The following is an 18,284-nucleotide window of genomic DNA, read 5'->3' as shown; positions in this document are numbered from 1 at the left end:
CCAGCCAGTCCGAATTCATGGGCCCATCAGGCTCGACGCGCCTCTCTGCGGAGGCTGCGCATAGCATGAGGGCAGCCTGGGCTGCCCTCATTGCTTCAGATCATTCCCACTCGATGGTGGCCGGCGGCTTGCTCGACACATCGTAGGTGACGCGGGAAATGCCTTCGATTTCGTTGATGATGCGGTTGGACACCTTCTCCAGCAACTCGTATGGCAGGTGCGCCCAGCGCGCGGTCATGAAGTCGATGGTTTCCACCGCGCGCAGCGCGACGACCCAGGCATAGCGGCGGCCGTCGCCGACCACGCCGACCGACTTCACCGGCTGGAACACCACAAAGGCCTGGCTGACCTTGTGGTACCAGTCGGCGTTGCGCAGTTCGCTGATGAAGATGTCGTCGGCGCGACGCAGCAGATCGGCGTATTCCTTCTTCACCTCGCCGAGGATACGCACGCCCAGGCCCGGGCCCGGGAACGGGTGGCGGTAGACCATGTCGTAGGGCAGGCCGAGTTCGAGGCCGATCTTGCGCACTTCGTCCTTGAACAGCTCACGCAGCGGCTCGACCAGCTTGAGGTTCATCTCTTCCGGCAGGCCACCGACGTTGTGGTGCGACTTGATCACATGAGCCTTGCCGCTCTTGGCGCCTGCCGACTCGATGACGTCGGGGTAGATGGTGCCCTGGGCGAGGAACTGGATGTTGTCCAGCTTGCTGGCCTCGGCATCGAACACGTCGATGAAGGTACGCCCGATGATCTTGCGCTTCTTCTCCGGATCCGCCTCGCCTTCGAGGTTGGCCAGGAACTGCGCCTCGGCGTCGGCACGGATCACCTTGACCCCCATGTTCTCGGCAAACATGGCCATCACCTGGTCGCCCTCGTGCAGGCGCAGCAGGCCGTTGTCGACGAAGACGCAGGTCAGCTGGTCGCCGATCGCCTTGTGCAGCAGCGCCGCGACCACCGACGAATCGACACCACCGGAGAGGCCGAGCAGAACGTTGGCATCACCGACCTGAGCACGCACCTGGGCGATGGCGTCCTCGACGATATTCGACGGCGTCCACAGCGCTTCGCAGCCGCAGATCTCCAGGATAAAGCGCGACAGGATGCGACCGCCCTGGCGGGTGTGGGTCACTTCCGGGTGGAACTGCACGCCGTAATAGCCACGGGCATCGTCGCCCATGGCGGCGATCGGGCAGCTCGGGGTGCTGGCCAGGATGTGGAAGCCGGTAGGAATCTCGGTGACCTTGTCGCCGTGGCTCATCCACACATCGAGGCCGAACACGCCGTCGTCATCCATGTGGTCTTCGATGCCGTCGAACAGCTTCGACTTGCCGACCAGATCGACGCGGGCATAGCCGAACTCGCGAACATCGGAGCCCTGCACCTTGCCGCCGAGCTGCTCGGACATGGTCTGCATGCCATAGCAGATGCCGAACAGCGGCACGCCCAGGTCGAACACCGCCTGCGGTGCACGGGGGCTGCCCGCTTCATGAACGGACTCAGGGCCGCCTGCGAGGATGATGCCGCGTGGCGCGAAGGCACGGATGTCGTCCTCGCTCATGTCCCACGGATGCAGCTCGCAGTACACGCCGATCTCGCGCACGCGGCGGGCGATCAGCTGGGTGTACTGGGAACCGAAGTCGAGAATCAGAATGCGGTGAGCGTGGATGTCAGGATGGGACATGGAGCCTTCCTTCGGAAAGAGCTTGAAGCTGAAAGCCGAAAGCTGGAAGCGCAGACCGGATCGTGCAATGTCCGGTCTCCACCTTCCAGCTTCCAGCGCCTGTCAATCGAGGCTTATCAACCGACGCGGTAGTTCGGCGCCTCTTTGGTGATCTGCACGTCGTGCACGTGCGATTCGGCCATGCCGGCACCGGTGATGCGCACGAACTGCGGCCGGGTGCGCATCTCGTCGATGGTGGCGCTGCCGGTGTAGCCCATGGAAGCACGCAGGCCACCCATCAGCTGATGGATGATTGCCGACAGCGAACCCTTGTACGGCACACGGCCCTCGATGCCCTCGGGTACCAGTTTCTCGGCACCGGCGGACGAGTCCTGGAAGTAACGGTCCGAGGAGCCCTGGGCCTGGGACATGGCCCCCAGCGAACCCATCCCGCGGTAGGCCTTGTAGGAGCGGCCCTGGAACAGTTCGATCTCGCCCGGCGCTTCCTCGGTACCGGCGAACATCGAACCCATCATCACTGCGTTGGCACCAGCGACGATGGCCTTGGACAGGTCACCGGAGAAGCGGATGCCGCCGTCGGCGATCATCGGCACGCCGGTGCCTTCCAGCGCGGCGGAAACGTTGGCGATGGCGGAGATCTGCGGCACGCCGACGCCGGCGACGATGCGGGTGGTGCAGATCGAGCCCGGACCGATGCCGACCTTGACCGCGTCGACGCCAGCCTTGACCAGGTCCAGCGCGGCTTCGGCGGTGGCGATGTTGCCGCCGATCACCTGCACCTGCGGGAAGTTCTCCTTCACCCAGCGCACGCGATCGATCACGCCACGGGAATGGCCATGGGCGGTATCCACCACCACCACGTCGACGCCGGCCGCAGCCAGCGCCTCGACGCGGTCACCAGTGTCGGCGCCGGTACCGACCGCCGCGCCGACGCGCAGGCGGCCCTGGCTGTCCTTGGAGGCCAGCGGGTAGGTCTTGGCCTTCTCGATATCACGGAAGGTCACAAGGCCGCGCAGGTGGAAGTTGGCGTCGACCACCAGCATCTTTTCGATGCGGTGCTTGTAGAGTTCGGTCTTGATTTCTTCCAGGCCGGTGCCTTCGAGCACGGTGACCAGCTTTTCCTTGGGCGTCATGATCGCCGCGACGGAATCACCGGCGTTCGGCGTGAAGCGCAGGTCACGACCGGTGACGATGCCCACCAGCTCTTTGCCGGATACCACCGGGAAGCCGGAGAAGCCCAGTTCATGGGCCTTGCGCAGCAGCTCGCTGATCTTGGTTTCCGGGGTGACGGTGACCGGGTCGTGGACGATGGCAGTCTCGTGGCGCTTGACCTTGCGCACCTCGGCGGCCTGCTGCTCGATGCTCATGTTCTTGTGGATGATGCCAATGCCACCTTCCTGCGCCATGGCGATGGCCAGGCGGGCTTCGGTGACGGTGTCCATGGCAGCGGAAACCAGCGGAATGTTCAGCTCGATTTCGCGGGTCAGGCGGGTCTTGAGGCTGACATCCTTCGGCAGAACCTCGGAATATCCCGGGATCAGGAGAACATCATCGAAAGTCAGGGCTTCTTGGCTGATACGCAGCATGGCGGGGGCTCCCAGGCGGGAAAAAGGAAGCGCGGCATTATACCCACGCACCCCCTTGCGCTCAATGCGGATGTGAGCGACGGCACGAACGACGACAGGCACAGCCTCGCCGGAGTGACCGACTGGTCACGGTCGATCGATCACCAGCGCCACGGCAAACCCCAGGCGCTCGGCGAACTCGTCGAGAAACACCTGAGTGAAACCGGCCTCACCCCAGCCATTGAAGATGAAGCCCAGGTTGGAGAAGGCACACGCCGGGATGAACAGGAAACCGTTGATGTCGTCCTCGTGGCCGCATTCCGGGCAGGTGAAATTTTCGGTCTGCCGCGGCATCCACTCGTCCAAGCTTTCGAACAGCGCCTCGCCGATTTCACGCCGGCACTCGGGGCAACCGGCTTCCTCGGCGAAGCCCTGCGTCGGGGTGTAAATGCAGCGCTTGGTGACCACCTCAAGGCCGTTGATGGCTTCGCCAAAGGGCAAGCGCTCCGGATGCAGCACGACGCTGCGCGCGCCGGAAGCGATGGCGTAGCCCATGCCGCCAACACCGCGCCCACAGGTGGTCGGCAGCGACTCGACGATGCGCCGCTCGGCCAGCCAGCGAAGAATCATCCGCGCCTTGGCTTCGTGCGCCGGGAACGTCGAAATGCGCGGCACGATGATGGCTTGACTGTGGCTCATGACGGCTCGGAACCGGAGATGGAGAAAGGCCGCGCAGCTTAGCGCCGCCCGTTGGCTGGTCAAGGCCCGCTGGACGGACGCCAAGCAGATTCGGTTTCCGCTTGGCCGCGCGCGGCTTATCATCGCCGCCATGCTCAAAGATCCCTTCCAGCGCCTCAATCTCGATCGCGAAGTGCTGACCGTCAGTCAGCTCAACGGTCGCGCCCGCCTGTTGCTCGAGGACGTGTTCGCCCAGGTCTGGGTCGAAGGCGAGATTTCCAACCTCGCCCGTCCCGCCTCCGGCCACGTCTATTTCACCCTCAAGGACAGGAACGCCCAGGTGCGCTGCGCCCTGTTCCGCCAGAATGCCGCGCGGATACGTCAGGCACTGCGCGACGGCCTGGCGGTGCGGGTGCGTGGCAAGGTCTCGCTGTTCGAAGGCCGTGGCGACTATCAGCTGATCCTCGACATGCTGGAGCCGGCGGGCGACGGCGCACTGCGCCTGGCCTTCGAAGCGCTGAAGGAAAAGCTCGCCGCCGAAGGCCTGTTCTCCGCCGAGCGCAAGGCCGCCCTGCCCGCCCATCCGCGGCGCATCGGCATCGTCAGCTCACCGACCGGCGCAGTGATCCGCGACATCATCTCGGTGTTCCGCCGCCGCGCACCGCAGGTGGAGCTGACGCTGATCCCCACCGCCGTGCAGGGCCGCGAAGCCACTGGGCAGATCGTCCGTGCGCTGCAGCTGGCGGACGCCCAGGGCTTCGACGCCCTGATCCTCGCCCGCGGCGGCGGCTCGCTGGAAGATCTCTGGTGCTTCAACGAGGAAGCCGTGGCGCGTGCGGTGGATGCCTGCGTCACGCCGATCGTCTGCGCGGTTGGCCATGAGACCGATGTGTCCATCGCCGACTTCGTCGCCGATGTGCGCGCCCCGACGCCGTCCGCGGCGGCAGAGCTGCTGGCGCCTAGCAGTGCCGATCTGCAGCAGCGGCTGAACGGCCTGCAGCAACGGCTGGTACTGCGCATGCGTGATCGCCTGCACCGCGACGCCATGCGCCTGGACGGCCTGACCCGCCGCCTGCGCCATCCCGGCGAGCGTCTGCAGCAGCAGGCCCAGCGTATCGATGACCTGGAGCAGCGCCTGCTGCGGGCCCTGGACCGCCGCCTGTGCAGTGGCCAGGAGCGCCTGGCCCGACTGGAAACACGCCTGGCCGCGCAGCATCCGGGGCGCACGCTGAATCTGCTGCGCCAGCGCCTCGACCATCTGTCCTCGCGCCTGCCGCGAGCGATGCAGGCCAATATTAAAGGCCGCCGCCAGCAGCTGCAGGGCCTGGCCCAGACGCTCAACGTGGTCAGCCCGCTGGCCACGCTCAGCCGCGGCTACAGCATCCTGCTCGACGACCGCGGCCAAGCGATCCGCAGCGCCAGCCAGACGCAACCCGGCCAGCGCCTCAAGGCCAGGCTCGGCGACGGCGAGCTCGACGTACGCGTGGAAGACAATCACCTGCAACCGGTCACCCTGCCGCTGCTCTAAGCAAGCCGAGCCGGCAATCTCCTGACATTCTTGGCCCTTTCTCTTGCCGGAGGTTTACGCGAGGATGGGCCGTTTCCTGCAACGGACCCATCCATGTCTCGCGTCTTCGCCCTGCTGTTCGCCCTCTCCCTCGCATTGCCTGCCCACGCCGAGGGCTTCATCACCCGCCTGCTGAACAAACCGGTGCCCGGCGGCGTCGCCGTGATCGAACTCGGCAACGGCCCCAGCGCACCGCAGGCCCGCTATCAGGGCAAGCCGACCCTGGTGGTGCGCGAGGATGGCGAGCGCTGGATCGCCATCGTCGGCATCCCGCTGTCGGCAAAGGCTGGCCCCCAGCAGCTGGAGGTCGATGGCCGCAGCACCAGCTTCCAGGTTGGCAACCGCGACTATCGCGCGCAGCACATCACCCTGAAGAACCAGCGCCAGGTCAACCCGAACCCCGCAGACCTCAAGCGCATCGAGCGTGAACTGGATGAGCAGAACCGCGCCTACCGGCAGTTCAGCACCCGCCAGCCGAGCAATCTGTTGTTCGACCGCCCGGTGGACGGCCCGCTGTCCTCGCCGTTCGGCCTGCGCCGTTTCTTCAACGGCGAGGAGCGCAACCCGCACTCGGGCCTGGATTTCGCCGTCAAGACCGGCACGCCAATCAAGGCGCCGGCGGCCGGCCAGGTCATACTCACCGGCGACTATTTCTTCAACGGCAAGACCGTGTTCGTCGACCACGGTCAGGGGCTGATCAGCATGTTCTGTCACCTGTCCGAAATCGGCGTGAAGGTCGGCGATCAGCTGGCGCGCGGCCAGGTTCTCGGCAAGGTCGGCGCGACCGGCCGTGCCACCGGCCCGCACCTGCACTGGAACGTCAGCCTGAACGACGCCCGTGTCGATCCGGCGATCTTCATCGGTGCCTACAAACCCTGAACCACGAGGAAGCACAGCGATGCGCATCAAGGCAACGGATTCCACCCTGTTGATCGTCGACATCCAGGAGCGCCTGTTTCCGGTGATCCTGGACGCCGCCGCGATGGCCGAACACACCGCCTGGCTGCAACAGGTGGCCAAGCGGGTCGGCGTACCGGTACTGCTGACCGAGCAGTACAGCAAGGGCCTCGGCCAGACCATCGCCGCGCTGCGCGACGGCGTGGAAGACAGTGCGATCCTCGAGAAGCTGGACTTCTCCGCCGCTGGCGACGGTGAGCTGTTCAAGCGCCCCGGTGGTGAACGTCGCCAGTTCGTCGTCTGCGGCTGCGAGACCCACGTCTGCGTGCTGCAGACGGTGCTCGACCTGCGTGCCCGCGGCAACGAGGTGTTCGTCGTCGAAGAAGGCGTCAGCTCACGCCGCGCCAGCGACAAGGCCCTGGCCCTGGAACGCATGCGCCAGGCCGGTGCGCAGATCGTCTCGCGGGAGATGGTCGCCTTCGAGTGGATGGAACGCGCCGGCACCGAGCTGTTCAAGAGCATCAGCCGCGAGTTCATCCGCTGAGCCGGACGCTGCGAACCGACGGGCCGCGACCACCGTGCGTTGCTGAGGTCGCGCCCGACCTTCTGTGATGGAGAACCCCATGTCCGACGACCTGGCCGGCTGGCTGGACTGGCTAAGAGCCCACCCCGAACTGCAGACGCTGCTCGCCAGCGCCACGCTGATCTTCGCCGCCTGGCTGTCCAACTGGATCGTCAAGCGCATCCTCGTCCGCGGCCTGTACCACCTGTTGCAGCACACCCGCGAGAACAAGCTGCAGGACTTCGGCGTCATCAAACGGCTGTCGAACATCGTCCCGGCACTGGTGCTGTCGATCGGCGTCACGACGGTCCCCGGCCTGCCGGAAGGCGCCGTGACCGTGGTGCGCAACGTCTGCGGTGGCTTCATCGTGCTGACCATCGCACTGGCCCTGGGCGCGGTGCTGGACATCATCAACCTGATCTATCAGCGCCGTCCGGATGCGCGCCTGCACCCGATCAAGGGCTACCTGCAGGTGGTAAAGATCGTCGTCTATGCCATCGCGACGATCCTGATCATCGCCACGCTGATCGACCGCTCGCCGCTGATCCTGCTCTCCGGTCTGGGTGCCATGGCCGCGGTGCTGATGCTGATCTTCCAGGACACCCTGCTGTCGCTGGTGGCCAGCGTGCAGATCACGTCCAACGACCTGATCCGCGTCGGCGACTGGGTGGAAATGCCGCAGCTCAATGCCGACGGCGACGTGATCGACATCGCCCTGCACACCGTCAAGGTGCAGAACTGGGACAAGACCATCACCAGTATTCCCACCAAGCGCTTCATTTCCGACTCGTTCAAGAACTGGCGCGGCATGCAGGAATCCGGAGGACGGCGCATCAAGCGCAGCCTCTATCTGGATCAGCAGAGCGTGCATTTTCTCAGCCGCGACGAATGCGAGCGCCTGCATCGCTTCAACCTGCTGGACGAGTACCTGACCGAGAAGACCAAGGAAATCGAGGAGTGGAACGCCAAGCTCGCCGAGCGCGGCAAGGAGCCGGTGAACACGCGCCGCATCACCAATATCGGCAGCTTCCGCGCGTACGTCGAACGCTACCTGCGCAGCCACGGCGGCATCCATCAGAACATGACGCTGATCGTGCGGCAGCTGAGCCCGACCGCGGACGGCCTGCCGCTGGAGGTCTACTGCTTCACCAATACGGTGGCATGGACGCAGTACGAGGCGATCCAGTCGGACATCTTCGATCACCTGCTGGCGATCCTGCCGGAATTCGGCCTGCGCGTGTTCCAACATCCGAGCGGTGCGGACATGCGCAATTGGGGCGAATCGCTGACGCAACGCGGCACGCCGGCATTGCCCGAGGCACAAACGCCTCCGTTCGACGCAGGTGCCGATCGAACCGGCTAATCGGCAGGTGCCGATCGAACCGGCTAATCGTAGGTTGGCGCTGAGGCACGAAGCAGATGGCGCAGCCTTGAGCACTGCCCATTGCGTCCTCCCTGACGCCAGCGCCGCGGGCCACGCCTTCAAACCCCGCGCCTCAGCGCCAACCTACGTCCGGAGCGAGGGAACGCCCCGCTCCTTTACCGTCGTCAGTTCCTTCAGAAGCTCATGTCGACCCGCGCCCAATAGGTGCGGCCCGGCTCGTTGACACGACTGGTGGGTTCGAGTCCGTAATCGGCAAAACCCGCACTACCGGCGAGATTGAGGTGCTCGCTGTAGGCCTTGTCCAGCAGGTTGTCGACGCCGGCGCTGAGCTTGAAGTTCTTGTTCAGCCGGTAGGCGCCATTGACCGCCAGTACACCAAAGCCAGCGCTCTCGTCGAAGTCCTTGCCGACCACGGTGCCCTGGCTCTCGGCAACACGGTTCTGCGCAGCGACGACTCGCCAGAGGCCGCTGGTGCTCCAGTTGTCGCGCTCGTAGGTCAGGCCAAGACGCCCTTCCAATGGCGGAATCTGCGGCATTGCGCGGTCATCGCTGCGGTTCTTGCCCCAGGCGTAGGCCAGGCTCGCGTCTCCCTTCCAGTTGCTGGTGAAACGGTAGCTCGCACCCATCTCGGCACCGGCGATGGTGGCGTCGATATTGCTGACTTCGGCGCGGAGCATGCCGGGCATCACGCCTGGCACATAGCTGAACAGGATGTAGTCTTCAACCACGCCGGCATAGGCGGAAACCCAGGCCTCCAGCGGCCCCCTGGCGTACTGCAGGCCGACATCCAGCTGCGTGGTCTTTTCCGGGCGTACCGAGTCGAACGGCTGCACGGTGCCCACCGGGCCGGGGTTGGAGACGAACAGCTCCCAGTAGTCGGGGAAGCGTTCGGCATGGCCGAGGCCGGCATACCAGGTCGCCGGCACGCTGACCAACTCTTCCTCGTAGCGTACGAACCCGCTGTACAGCGTGTCGCGACGGGTCTCGCCGGCGGTGGGGTTGTCCCAATCCTCCTTCTTCATAGTGGAAGCGTTGTGGCTGTTGAACAAACGGCGCTGATCTTCAGCTTCGTGCAGGTCCAGGCGCAGGCCGCTGATCAGCTTCTCGCGCTCGCTGAGCTGCCAGCTCAGCTCGCCAAACACGCCGTAGCTATGCAACATCGCGTCTGGTATCCAGGGCAGCGCGTCGCTTCCCGCGGCAGCGACCGGTAGATTCACAGCAAGCGATGGATTCATAAGTTTCCGATGCTCGCTGCGCTGCGCGTCGACGCCGGCCTTGAGTTCGACATCGGTCCACTGCCAGGTGCCGACCAGTCGCCCGCCGAGGGTACGCCGATCAACCCGCGACAGCGTTGGGTTCGGCATCATCCCACCCGGGCTGCGCAGGCTGTAGTTGTCCATGATGTGATCGGCGTAGTTGTAGTAGACCTGTGCCTCCAGGCCATAGAAGCTCTCGCCAATGTTGGTCTTCTCGAAACGCAGGCCAAGGCTCTCGCGCTGGAACTGGCTGCCGTCCATGCCGCGCCCGGCATAACGGGCGAAGCCGTCGCCGCGGCCGGCGGTGAACTCGACGAGCGTGTCTTCGTCGGGCGTCCAGCCCAGGGCGACATCGGTGTTCCACTTGTCGTAGCGCGACGGCACGGTGTCACCGTTGCCATCGGCATAATCATCGGCCTGAGAGCTGTTGGCCATCAGCCGCGCGTAGCCCTGACTGTTGCCGGCGGCGGCGTCCAGGTTGCGGTCGAAGCGGCCGTTGGAGGCGGTCAGCAGGCTGCCGTTGATGCGGTAGTCGGGCTTGCTGAACTGCTCCGGCTCGCGCTCGAACAGCACCGTCGCCGCCGAGGCACCAGGGCCCCAGAGTACGGTCTGTGGGCCCTTGATGACGGTCAGCTTGTCGAAGGTATCGGGGCTGATATAGGAACTCGGCGAATCCATGCGGTTGGGGCAGGCGCCGAGCATTTCACCGCCATTGGAGAGCAGTTTCAGACGCGAGCCGAACATGCCGCGGAAAACCGGATCGCCGTTCACCCCGCCGTTACGCACCGCGGAGAAACCGGGAATGGTCTTCAGGTAGTCGGCGCCATCGCTGGCCGGCATCGGCTGGCGGGGGATCTTCGGGTCGGTGACGACCGTCAATGGCGATTGCTGGGCGACTCCGGTGATGACCATGGGCGCCAGTTCAACGCTGTCGCCCGGCTCGCCGTGGGCGGCATGATCATGCTCGGCGGCCAGGGCGCCGCTGGCGAGCATTCCCAGCAAGGCGGCGTGGGCGAACTGCCACCGCCGCCGCGACGGTTGAATCAAAAAACGCTCGGACAGGCGCGCACGCGCCGTACAGCCATGAGTAATCCTGGACATAGAACTTCCACTTCTGCAGGTGATTGAACCGCCAAGGGCGGTCGATGACGTCAGCTGTGCAGAAGCGGGGGTGCGCGTGGATGACCACTGCTGCGTCGCAGCGCTGGTGGCAGCGGTTGTTCGGGAAGGGGCTGGAGATGGTCGGCTTCGTGGCGCGGCAGCACCAACTGCAGGGCCAGACTGAGCGGCGGGTTGACCGTCAGCAGTTCGCAGTAGCCGCACAGTTCCAGCGCGGTCAGCCAAGCCGGCTCACCCGTGCGCGGCTGACCATGATGCCCCTGGGCGTGATGCCGCTGCCCAAGGTCATGGGCGGACGGTTGGTGTTCGGCGTGGTGATGGTGTTGCACGCCCGCCTGGGCGGCCTGGATGGCGGAGAACAGCGGGCCGGCATGAATCATCAGCATGGCGAACAGGCCAAGCCAGATGCTCATTGTCGATAGCCGTTTGCGTGTCACCGCCATGTCCTTAGTCGCCCGAACCGATCCTGCGGGGTTGACCGGATGATCGCACGTCCGCCGCGCCTCGACCGCTGCGACATGAGGCCGCAAGTCAAGCGAGCAATTGAGCGCGAAGATTTCCCCTGCAAGAGAAATAAAACGCTTAACAAGCCAAATAATCGAAATAAATCACCAATTTTCTTAGATGTATTGCAATGCGTGCGTACTAAGCAATAGCTTTGCACCATAAACCGGTGTCCGCACCGGGCAGACAACTTGCTTAGCTCGAGCTTCACCTGGGGAAACGCCATGACCATGCTCAAGAATCCATCGAATAAATACCGTGCCTTCCCGGCCATCGACATTCCCGATCGCACCTGGCCGTCGAAGGCCATCACCCAGGCGCCGATCTGGCTGAGCTCCGATCTGCGCGACGGCAACCAGTCGCTGATCGAACCGATGGATGCCGCGAAGAAGATGCGTTTCTTCAAGACACTGGTGCAGGTCGGCCTCAAGGAAATCGAGGTGGGCTTCCCCTCCGCTTCGCAGACCGATTTCGACTTCGTTCGCGAGCTGATCGAGGGCGGCCATATTCCCGACGACGTCACCATCCAGGTGCTGACCCAGGCGCGAGAGGATCTGATCACCCGCACCTTCGAGTCGCTGAAAGGCGCCAAGCAGGCCATCGTCCATTACTACAACGCCACCGCGCCGAGCTTCCGCCGCATCGTCTTCAATCAGGACAAGGCCGGCGTGATCCAGATCGCCGTGAACGCAGGCAGGATGATCAAGCGCCTGGCCGAGCAGAACCCGGAGACCAACTGGCGCTTCGAGTATTCGCCGGAAATCTTCAGTTCCACCGAGCCGGAGTTCGCCGTCGAGGTGTGCAACGCGGTGATCGAAGTCTTCCAGCCAACGCCGGAACAAAAGCTGATCCTCAACCTGCCGGCCACCGTCGAAGCCGCCACGCCGAATGTCTATGCCGACCAGATCGAGTGGTTCTGCCGGCACATCGACCGTCGCGACAGCGTGCTGGTCAGCCTGCATACCCACAACGACCGCGGCACCGGTGTGGCGGCGACCGAGCTGGGCCTGATGGCCGGCGCCGATCGCGTCGAAGGCTGCCTGTTCGGCAACGGCGAGCGTACCGGCAACGTCGACCTGGTCACCGTGGCGCTGAACATGTACACCCAGGGCGTCGACCCGCAGCTGGACTTCTCGGACATCGATGCCGTGCGCAAGGTGGTGGAAGAATGCAACCAGCTGCCGGTGCATCCGCGCCATCCCTATGTCGGCGACCTGGTGCACACCGCGTTCTCCGGCTCGCACCAGGATGCGATCCGCAAGGGCTTCAGCCAGCAGGACCCGAACGGCCTCTGGGAAGTGCCCTATCTGCCGATCGACCCGGCCGACATCGGTCGCAGTTACGAGGCCGTGATTCGCGTCAACAGCCAGTCCGGCAAAGGTGGCATCACCTTCCTCCTCGAACAGGAATACGGCATCAGCCTGCCGCGGCGCATGCAGATCGAGTTCAGCCAGGTGGTGCAGAAGGAGACCGATCGGCTGGGCCTGGAAATGAACGCCAAGCAGATCTATGCACTGCTGGAAGCCGAGTATCTGCAGGCAACCGCGCCCTATACGCTCAAGGGGCATCGTCTGCAGGAAGAGAACGGCACCAGCGCGGTGGATGTGGAAGTGGCTGCCGATGGCGAGGTCGTCCATTGGCGCGGCATCGGCAAGGGTCCGCTGGAGGCACTGGTGGCCGCGTTGCCGGTCAAGCTGGAGATCATGGACTACCATGAACACGCCATCGGCGCTGGCAGCAACGCCAAGGCCGCTGCCTATATCGAGGTGCGTCTGGATGGTGAGCGGCCATTGCACGGTATCGGCATCGACGAGAACATCACCACCGCCAGCATTCGCGCCCTGTTCAGCGCCATGAACCGCGCGCTGCGTGAAGCGCAGGAGGCAGCCGCCTGAGGCTGATCGCTCAGTTCTGACGTAACGACGGGCGCCATCCTCGATGGCGCCCGTTTTCTTATGGCAGCTCATCACCGCAGCAACATGCGGCTGAACTGTCCCCTCCCGTCGCTCTCCCAGTTCAGTCGGCAGCGCGAGCCTCGGCAATCAGCAGAAACACGTAAGCCATCGGCAGGATTGTGCAAACGGTGCCGATGCGCTCGCCATTAGGCTTGCCCTGTGCAACCCCGATCATCAAAGGAGCCGTCATGAGCCAGACCCTCGGTTACGCCGCCCTCGACCCGAACAGCCCGCTCGCACCCTATTCGTTTTCGCGCCGCGAGGTGGGCCCGAATGACGTGAAGATCGACATCCTCTACTGCGGTGTCTGCCATTCGGACCTGCATACCGCACGCAACGAGTGGAACAACACGCTCTACCCATCCGTGCCCGGCCACGAGATCGTCGGCCGTGTGACGGCAGTCGGTTCAGCCGTGAGCGCATTCAAGGTCGGCGACGTCGCCGGCGTCGGCTGCCTGGTCGACAGCTGCCGCACGTGCTCGTCCTGTGGCGAAGGGCTGGAGCAGTATTGCGAGAACGGTTTCGTCGGCACCTACAACGGTCCGGCGTTCGGCGGCGGCGAAAACACCCTCGGCGGCTACTCGGACAACATCGTGGTGGACGAGAAGTACGTGCTGCGCATCAGCCACACCGACAACCTGGCCGCGGTCGCGCCGCTGCTCTGTGCCGGCATCACTACCTACTCGCCGCTGCGCCAGTGGAAGGTCGGCCCGGGACAGAAGGTCGGCGTGGTCGGCCTTGGCGGACTCGGCCATATGGCGGTGAAGATCGCCAATGCCATGGGCGCGAAGGTCGTGCTGTTCACCACCTCGCCGGACAAGCGGGAAGATGCCCTGCGCCTCGGCGCCGCCGAAGTGGTGGTATCGAAGAACAAGGAGGAGATGGCGGCGCACGTCAACAGTTTCGACTTCATCCTCAACACCGTTGCCGCGCCACACAACCTCGATGCGTTCGTGAACCTGCTCAAGCGCGACGCCACCATGACGCTGGTCGGAGCACCGGCCGCGACGCATCCGTCGCCCAGCGTGTTCGGCCTGATCTTCAAGCGCCGCCGCATCGCCGGCTCGTTGATTGGCGGCATCGCCGAGACCCAGGAGATGCTCGACTTCTGCGCCGAGCACGGCATCGTCTCGGACATCGAGATGATCCGCATGCAGGACATCAACGAAGCCTACGAGCGCATGCTCAAGAGCGACGTGAGGTACCGTTTCGTCATCGACATGGCCACCCTGAAGGCGGCCTGATCGTTCGGCTGGCGAGCCCGCAGGCGCGCCAGCCCTTCCCTCTTTCATGCGCAGCCGCTAAGGTCGCCCGCCTTCGTCGTGGAGGCGGCATGCGCTATCTGATCTTCGTCACCCTGCTCTGGGCCTTTTCCTTCAACCTGATCGGCGTTTACCTGGCCGGCCAGGTGGACAGCTATTTCGCCGTGCTAACGCGGGTAGTTCTCGCCGGGCTGGTGTTCCTGCCATTTACCCGCTGGCGCGGTGTCGCGCCCGGCTTCATCGTCGGCGTGACCCTGGTCGGTGCGCTGCAGTTCGGCGTCACCTACCTGTGCCTGTACCTGAGCTTCAACGTGCTGACGGTGGCCGAGGTGCTGCTCTTCACCGTGCTCACGCCGCTGCACGTGACGCTGATCGATGACGCGCTCAACCGCCGCTTCAACCCCTGGGCACTGGTCGCCGCGGCCGTCGCAGTGTTCGGCGCCGGGCTCATCCGTTACGACGGCGTTTCCGGCGATTTTCTCGGCGGCTTCCTGCTCATGCAGCTGGCCAACTTCACCTTTGCTGCCGGCCAAGTGGCCTACAAGCATCTGGCGCAGCGTTACCCCTCCGACGTACCGCTGCATCGTCGCTTCGGATACTTCTTTCTTGGCGCGCTGGTAATCGTGCTACCCGCGTGGCTGCTGTTCGGCGATGCGCAGAAGCTGCCGACCACGACGACACAATGGTCGGTACTGATCTGGATGGGGGTGCTGGCCACCGCCCTGGGCCAGTTCTGCTGGAACAAGGGCGCCACGCTGGTGGATGCCGGCACGCTGGCGGTGATGAACAACATGTCGGTGCCGGTAGGCCTGCTGCTCAACCTGCTGATCTGGGGCACCAGCACCAACCTCGTGCTGCTCGCGGTGGGCGGGACGATCATCCTCGCCTCGCTGCGGATCAATCGCCTGGGCCAGATGAAGGCCAGGTGACATCACACAAGTTATTGTTTTATATGGCTTTTCATAGCTTTAGCGGTAGAATGCCGGCCCTTCGCATGGATGCGGAACTCGTTCAGTCGTCGAGATTTCCATGCGCCGCTTCAGCTTTCTACTGCTCGTCCTGCTGTTTTCCTCCAGCGCCTGCGCCGATGCGCCTCGCACCTTCCGCGAGGCCAAGAAGGTGGCCTGGACCATCTATGCCGACCGCCCGGTGGATTTCTATTGCGGCTGCCAGTTCAAGGGCAACCGCATCGATCTCGCCAGCTGCGGCTACGTTCCCCGCAAACAGCCCAAGCGGGCCGCGCGGGTCGAATGGGAGCACATCGTGCCGGCCTGGGTGATCGGCCATCAGCGGCAATGCTGGCAACAGGGCGGACGCAAACACTGCACGGCCAACGACCCGGTGTTCAGTCGGGCGGAGGCCGACCTGCACAACCTGGTCCCGGTGGTCGGCGAGGTGAACGGCGACCGCAGCAACTTCGGCTTCGGCATGCTCAGCGAAAAGCCCAGCCAGTACGGCGCCTGCCCCTTCGTGGTCAACTTCAAGCAGCGTACGGCGATGCCGCCCGAATACAGCCGCGGCGCCATTGCCCGCACCTATCTGTACATGAGCGAGCGCTACAAACTGCGTCTGTCGAAGCAGGACCAGCGCCTGTACGACATCTGGAACCGTCAGTACCCGGTCAGCGAGTGGGAGCGCTGGCGCAATCAGCGCATCGCCTGCGAACAGGGCAACGCCAACGACTTCGTCGGTGCAGTCGATCTGCAGCGCTGCAACCGTGCGCTGTCCCATTTAGCGAAACGCACCGACGGCCAGGGTTAACCGGCGTCGGTTGCACGCCGCCCGGCGCCGCTGCATGCTGCCGGCTGGTTGGGCCATGCTGGCAACTTCGATGCAGGACAGAACGCTTCACCTGACGCTCGGCACTCTCGTGCTGCTGGCGCTGATCGCCTCGGCCATCGCGCCATACGACCGCGCCACCTGGCTGCTGGAGGTCGCACCGGTGCTGATCGCCGCGCCCGTGCTGTTGCTCAGTCATCGGTCGTTTCCGCTGACCCGCCTGCTCTACGTCGTGATCGCCATTCACGCACTGATCCTGATTCTCGGCGGCACCTATACCTATGCCAGGGTACCGCCGGGGTTCTGGGTGCAGGAATGGTTCGACCTCAGCCGCAACCCTTACGACAAGCTCGGGCATTTTATCCAGGGCGTGACGCCGGCCCTGCTCGCCCGGGAAATCCTGTTGCGCCTGCGCTTCGTCGTGCCGGGGAAGATGCTGGGCTTTCTCGCGGTCTGCGTCGCGCTGGCATTCAGCGCCTTCTATGAGCTGATCGAGTGGTGGGTGGCGCTGCTGGCGGGACAGGGCGCCGTGGACTTCCTCGGCACCCAGGGCGATCCCTGGGATACCCAGTCCGACATGCTCATGGCGCTGCTCGGTGCGCTACTGTCGGTCAGCCTGCTGGCGGGCACGCAGGACCGGCAGATCGAGCATCTGCAGCGTACTGGCGCGGCGGGCTGACGCCATGCTCTATCGGATCGGTGCCGACGCCGTACTGCTGTTGCACCTGAGCTTCATCCTTTTCGTGCTGTTCGGCGGTCTGCTGGTGGCCTGGAGACGCGGTTTTTTGCTACTACATCTTCCGGCCGTAGCCTGGGGCATCTATATCGAACTGAGCGGCGGCGCCTGCCCGCTGACCTATTGGGAAAACCTGCTGCGGCGGCTGGCCGGCAACGAAGGCTACGAGGCGGGCTTCATCGAGCACTACCTGCTGCCGCTGATCTACCCCGACTGGCTGAGTACGCCGGTGCAATACGTGCTGGCCGCCGTGGTGGTGCTGACCAATCTGCTGGTCTATGGCTGGCTGCTGTGGCGGCTACGCCACAGGTGACCCGGGAGGGAGCCGGAACAGGCAGGCATATCCTTCACATCGCGTTACAAGCCGGTAGTTCGAGGGCAACGCCCGTGCCACGCGGCCTGGGAGGCAGCGAGCGAGCCTCGCCGAGCATTCCATCAACCGGCGACGAGAACCTTGCGAGCAGCCGTGGGTCCGGACATTAACGTCCACCCAAGCCCAACGGGCCGAACCAAGGGGATCACCCATGTCGCTCGCCATCGCCCGCCGTCCGGCGTCGCTTGCAGTCCTGGCCTTGCTGCTGACCGCACTGCTTCCCGCTCACGCGCAGATTGCGCCGGAGCTTGACGTTCCCTACGTGCCGACGCCCGATCGCGTCGTGGCGCGGATGCTGGCGATGGCCGATGTGAAGGCCGGCGATACCGTCATCGACCTCGGCTCCGGTGATGGCCGCATCGCCATCGCCGCGGTCCGCGATCGCGGCGCCGACTCGGCGCTGGGCATCGACCTCGACCCGGAACGCATCCGCGAGGCCAAGGCCAATGCCGAGGCGGCGGGGGTTGCCGACAAGGTCAGCTTCGAGCAGGGCGACCTGTTCAAGAAGGACATTGCCGAGGCTACCGTAGTGACCATGTATCTGCTGCCGCGGATCAACATGCGCTTGCGCCCGGTCATCCTCGATACGCTCAAGCCTGGCACCCGGGTGGTATCGCATGCGTTCGACATGAACGATTGGCCGGCCGATCGCACCGACTATGTCGGCGGCAGCTACGTCTACCTGTGGGTGGTACCGGCCAAGGTCGACGGGCGCTGGGAAGTCGAAACAGCGGACGGCCGCTTCACCCTCGAGCTGCAGCAGCAGTTCCAGCAGGTGCTCGGCGTCGCGCGCTCCGGGGGGCTGCACAACAGCGTGACCGGTAGCCTCGAAGGCGACGTGTTCCACTTCAACGTGGGCGGCATGGACTACGTGGGCAAGGTGGAAGGCGACCGTATCAACCCGCTGCAAGGTGAAGGAGTCGCCTCCGGCTGGAGCGCGCGGCGTAGCTGAACATGAGTAGCCAG

General features: G+C 64.6%; 17 protein-coding genes. 11 read left to right on the top strand and 6 right to left on the bottom strand.

Features of this window, described 5'->3' with window-relative positions; all coding sequences use genetic code 11:
* Positions 1 to 100: 100 nt before the first annotated feature.
* The 3 genes from guaA to P5703_RS04860 form a co-directional block, all read right to left on the bottom strand.
* On the bottom strand, positions 101 to 1,681 hold the full coding sequence (guaA, locus tag P5703_RS04870; RefSeq protein WP_125850889.1) for a glutamine-hydrolyzing GMP synthase: 1,581 nt from the start codon (positions 1,679 to 1,681) through the stop codon (positions 101 to 103).
* A gap of 116 nt (positions 1,682 to 1,797) precedes the next feature.
* Complete coding sequence (gene guaB, locus P5703_RS04865; RefSeq protein WP_011914103.1) at positions 1,798 to 3,267, bottom strand: IMP dehydrogenase; 1,470 nt, start codon at positions 3,265 to 3,267, stop codon at positions 1,798 to 1,800.
* A gap of 126 nt (positions 3,268 to 3,393) precedes the next feature.
* On the bottom strand, positions 3,394 to 3,945 hold the full coding sequence (locus P5703_RS04860) for a hypothetical protein (RefSeq protein ID WP_045158939.1): 552 nt from the start codon (positions 3,943 to 3,945) through the stop codon (positions 3,394 to 3,396).
* A gap of 130 nt (positions 3,946 to 4,075) precedes the next feature.
* Between P5703_RS04860 and xseA the strand changes: the two genes are divergently transcribed.
* From xseA to P5703_RS04840, 4 genes are all read left to right on the top strand, one after another.
* On the top strand, positions 4,076 to 5,452 hold the full coding sequence (xseA, locus tag P5703_RS04855) for an exodeoxyribonuclease VII large subunit (RefSeq protein ID WP_014597380.1): 1,377 nt from the start codon (positions 4,076 to 4,078) through the stop codon (positions 5,450 to 5,452).
* A 93-nt stretch (positions 5,453 to 5,545) separates the two neighbouring features.
* Positions 5,546 to 6,370, top strand: a complete 825-nt coding sequence (locus tag P5703_RS04850) for a M23 family metallopeptidase (protein ID WP_020307005.1) — start codon at positions 5,546 to 5,548, stop codon at positions 6,368 to 6,370.
* A gap of 19 nt (positions 6,371 to 6,389) precedes the next feature.
* Positions 6,390 to 6,932, top strand: a complete 543-nt coding sequence (locus tag P5703_RS04845; protein WP_014597381.1) for a hydrolase — start codon at positions 6,390 to 6,392, stop codon at positions 6,930 to 6,932.
* 79 nt (positions 6,933 to 7,011) lie between these two features.
* The gene (locus P5703_RS04840; RefSeq protein WP_017246435.1) at positions 7,012 to 8,313 is read left to right on the top strand and encodes a mechanosensitive ion channel family protein; all 1,302 of its coding nucleotides are present in this window, start codon (positions 7,012 to 7,014) and stop codon (positions 8,311 to 8,313) included.
* A gap of 194 nt (positions 8,314 to 8,507) precedes the next feature.
* Here the strand turns inward: P5703_RS04840 and P5703_RS04835 are convergent, their stop codons facing one another.
* Both P5703_RS04835 and P5703_RS04830 read right to left on the bottom strand, forming a co-directional pair.
* Positions 8,508 to 10,691 carry a TonB-dependent copper receptor gene (locus tag P5703_RS04835; protein ID WP_285585698.1) on the bottom strand — a complete coding sequence of 728 codons (2,184 nt, stop codon included), beginning with the start codon at positions 10,689 to 10,691 and terminating at the stop codon, positions 8,508 to 8,510.
* Between the two features lie 50 nt (positions 10,692 to 10,741).
* Complete coding sequence (locus P5703_RS04830) at positions 10,742 to 11,122, bottom strand: DUF2946 domain-containing protein (RefSeq protein WP_014597383.1); 381 nt, start codon at positions 11,120 to 11,122, stop codon at positions 10,742 to 10,744.
* 315 nt (positions 11,123 to 11,437) lie between these two features.
* Here P5703_RS04830 and leuA point away from each other — a divergent pair, with 315 nt between their 5' ends.
* The gene (gene leuA / locus P5703_RS04825) at positions 11,438 to 13,108 is read left to right on the top strand and encodes a 2-isopropylmalate synthase (RefSeq protein ID WP_197861158.1); all 1,671 of its coding nucleotides are present in this window, start codon (positions 11,438 to 11,440) and stop codon (positions 13,106 to 13,108) included.
* A gap of 121 nt (positions 13,109 to 13,229) precedes the next feature.
* Here the strand turns inward: leuA and P5703_RS04820 are convergent, their stop codons facing one another.
* Positions 13,230 to 13,358: a hypothetical protein gene (locus tag P5703_RS04820; protein ID WP_019406730.1), complete on the bottom strand. Its 129-nt coding sequence runs from the start codon at positions 13,356 to 13,358 to the stop codon at positions 13,230 to 13,232.
* On the opposite strand from P5703_RS04820, the gene P5703_RS04815 reads away from it, so the two are divergent.
* The 6 genes from P5703_RS04815 to P5703_RS04790 all read left to right on the top strand — a co-directional run bounded on the left by P5703_RS04815 (position 13,357) and on the right by P5703_RS04790 (position 18,270).
* Positions 13,357 to 14,412 carry an NAD(P)-dependent alcohol dehydrogenase gene (locus tag P5703_RS04815; RefSeq protein WP_285585695.1) on the top strand — a complete coding sequence of 352 codons (1,056 nt, stop codon included), beginning with the start codon at positions 13,357 to 13,359 and terminating at the stop codon, positions 14,410 to 14,412. The genes P5703_RS04820 and P5703_RS04815 overlap by 2 nt on opposite strands.
* An 89-nt stretch (positions 14,413 to 14,501) precedes the next feature.
* A complete protein-coding gene (locus P5703_RS04810; protein WP_049325158.1) occupies positions 14,502 to 15,359 on the top strand; it encodes a carboxylate/amino acid/amine transporter in 858 nt (285 codons plus the stop codon).
* Positions 15,360 to 15,459: 100 nt separating this feature from the next.
* On the top strand, positions 15,460 to 16,191 hold the full coding sequence (locus P5703_RS04805; RefSeq protein ID WP_234492815.1) for an endonuclease: 732 nt from the start codon (positions 15,460 to 15,462) through the stop codon (positions 16,189 to 16,191).
* Positions 16,192 to 16,225: 34 nt separating this feature from the next.
* Entirely contained in the window at positions 16,226 to 16,888 is a 663-nt protein-coding gene (locus P5703_RS04800) for a DUF2238 domain-containing protein (RefSeq protein WP_234492816.1), read from the top strand.
* A 4-nt stretch (positions 16,889 to 16,892) separates the two neighbouring features.
* The gene (locus P5703_RS04795; RefSeq protein ID WP_013983633.1) at positions 16,893 to 17,258 is read left to right on the top strand and encodes a DUF2784 domain-containing protein; all 366 of its coding nucleotides are present in this window, start codon (positions 16,893 to 16,895) and stop codon (positions 17,256 to 17,258) included.
* Between the two features lie 211 nt (positions 17,259 to 17,469).
* Entirely contained in the window at positions 17,470 to 18,270 is an 801-nt protein-coding gene (locus tag P5703_RS04790; protein ID WP_017246441.1) for a 50S ribosomal protein L11 methyltransferase, read from the top strand.
* The last annotated feature ends 14 nt before the right edge of the window (positions 18,271 to 18,284 follow it).

The sequence above is a fragment of the Stutzerimonas sp. FeSN7 genome (genome assembly GCF_030263795.1).
Lineage (GTDB): Bacteria > Pseudomonadota > Gammaproteobacteria > Pseudomonadales > Pseudomonadaceae > Stutzerimonas > Stutzerimonas stutzeri.
Note: the sequence above shows the minus strand (reverse complement) of the source record. Positions and strands in the feature narration are given on the sequence as shown.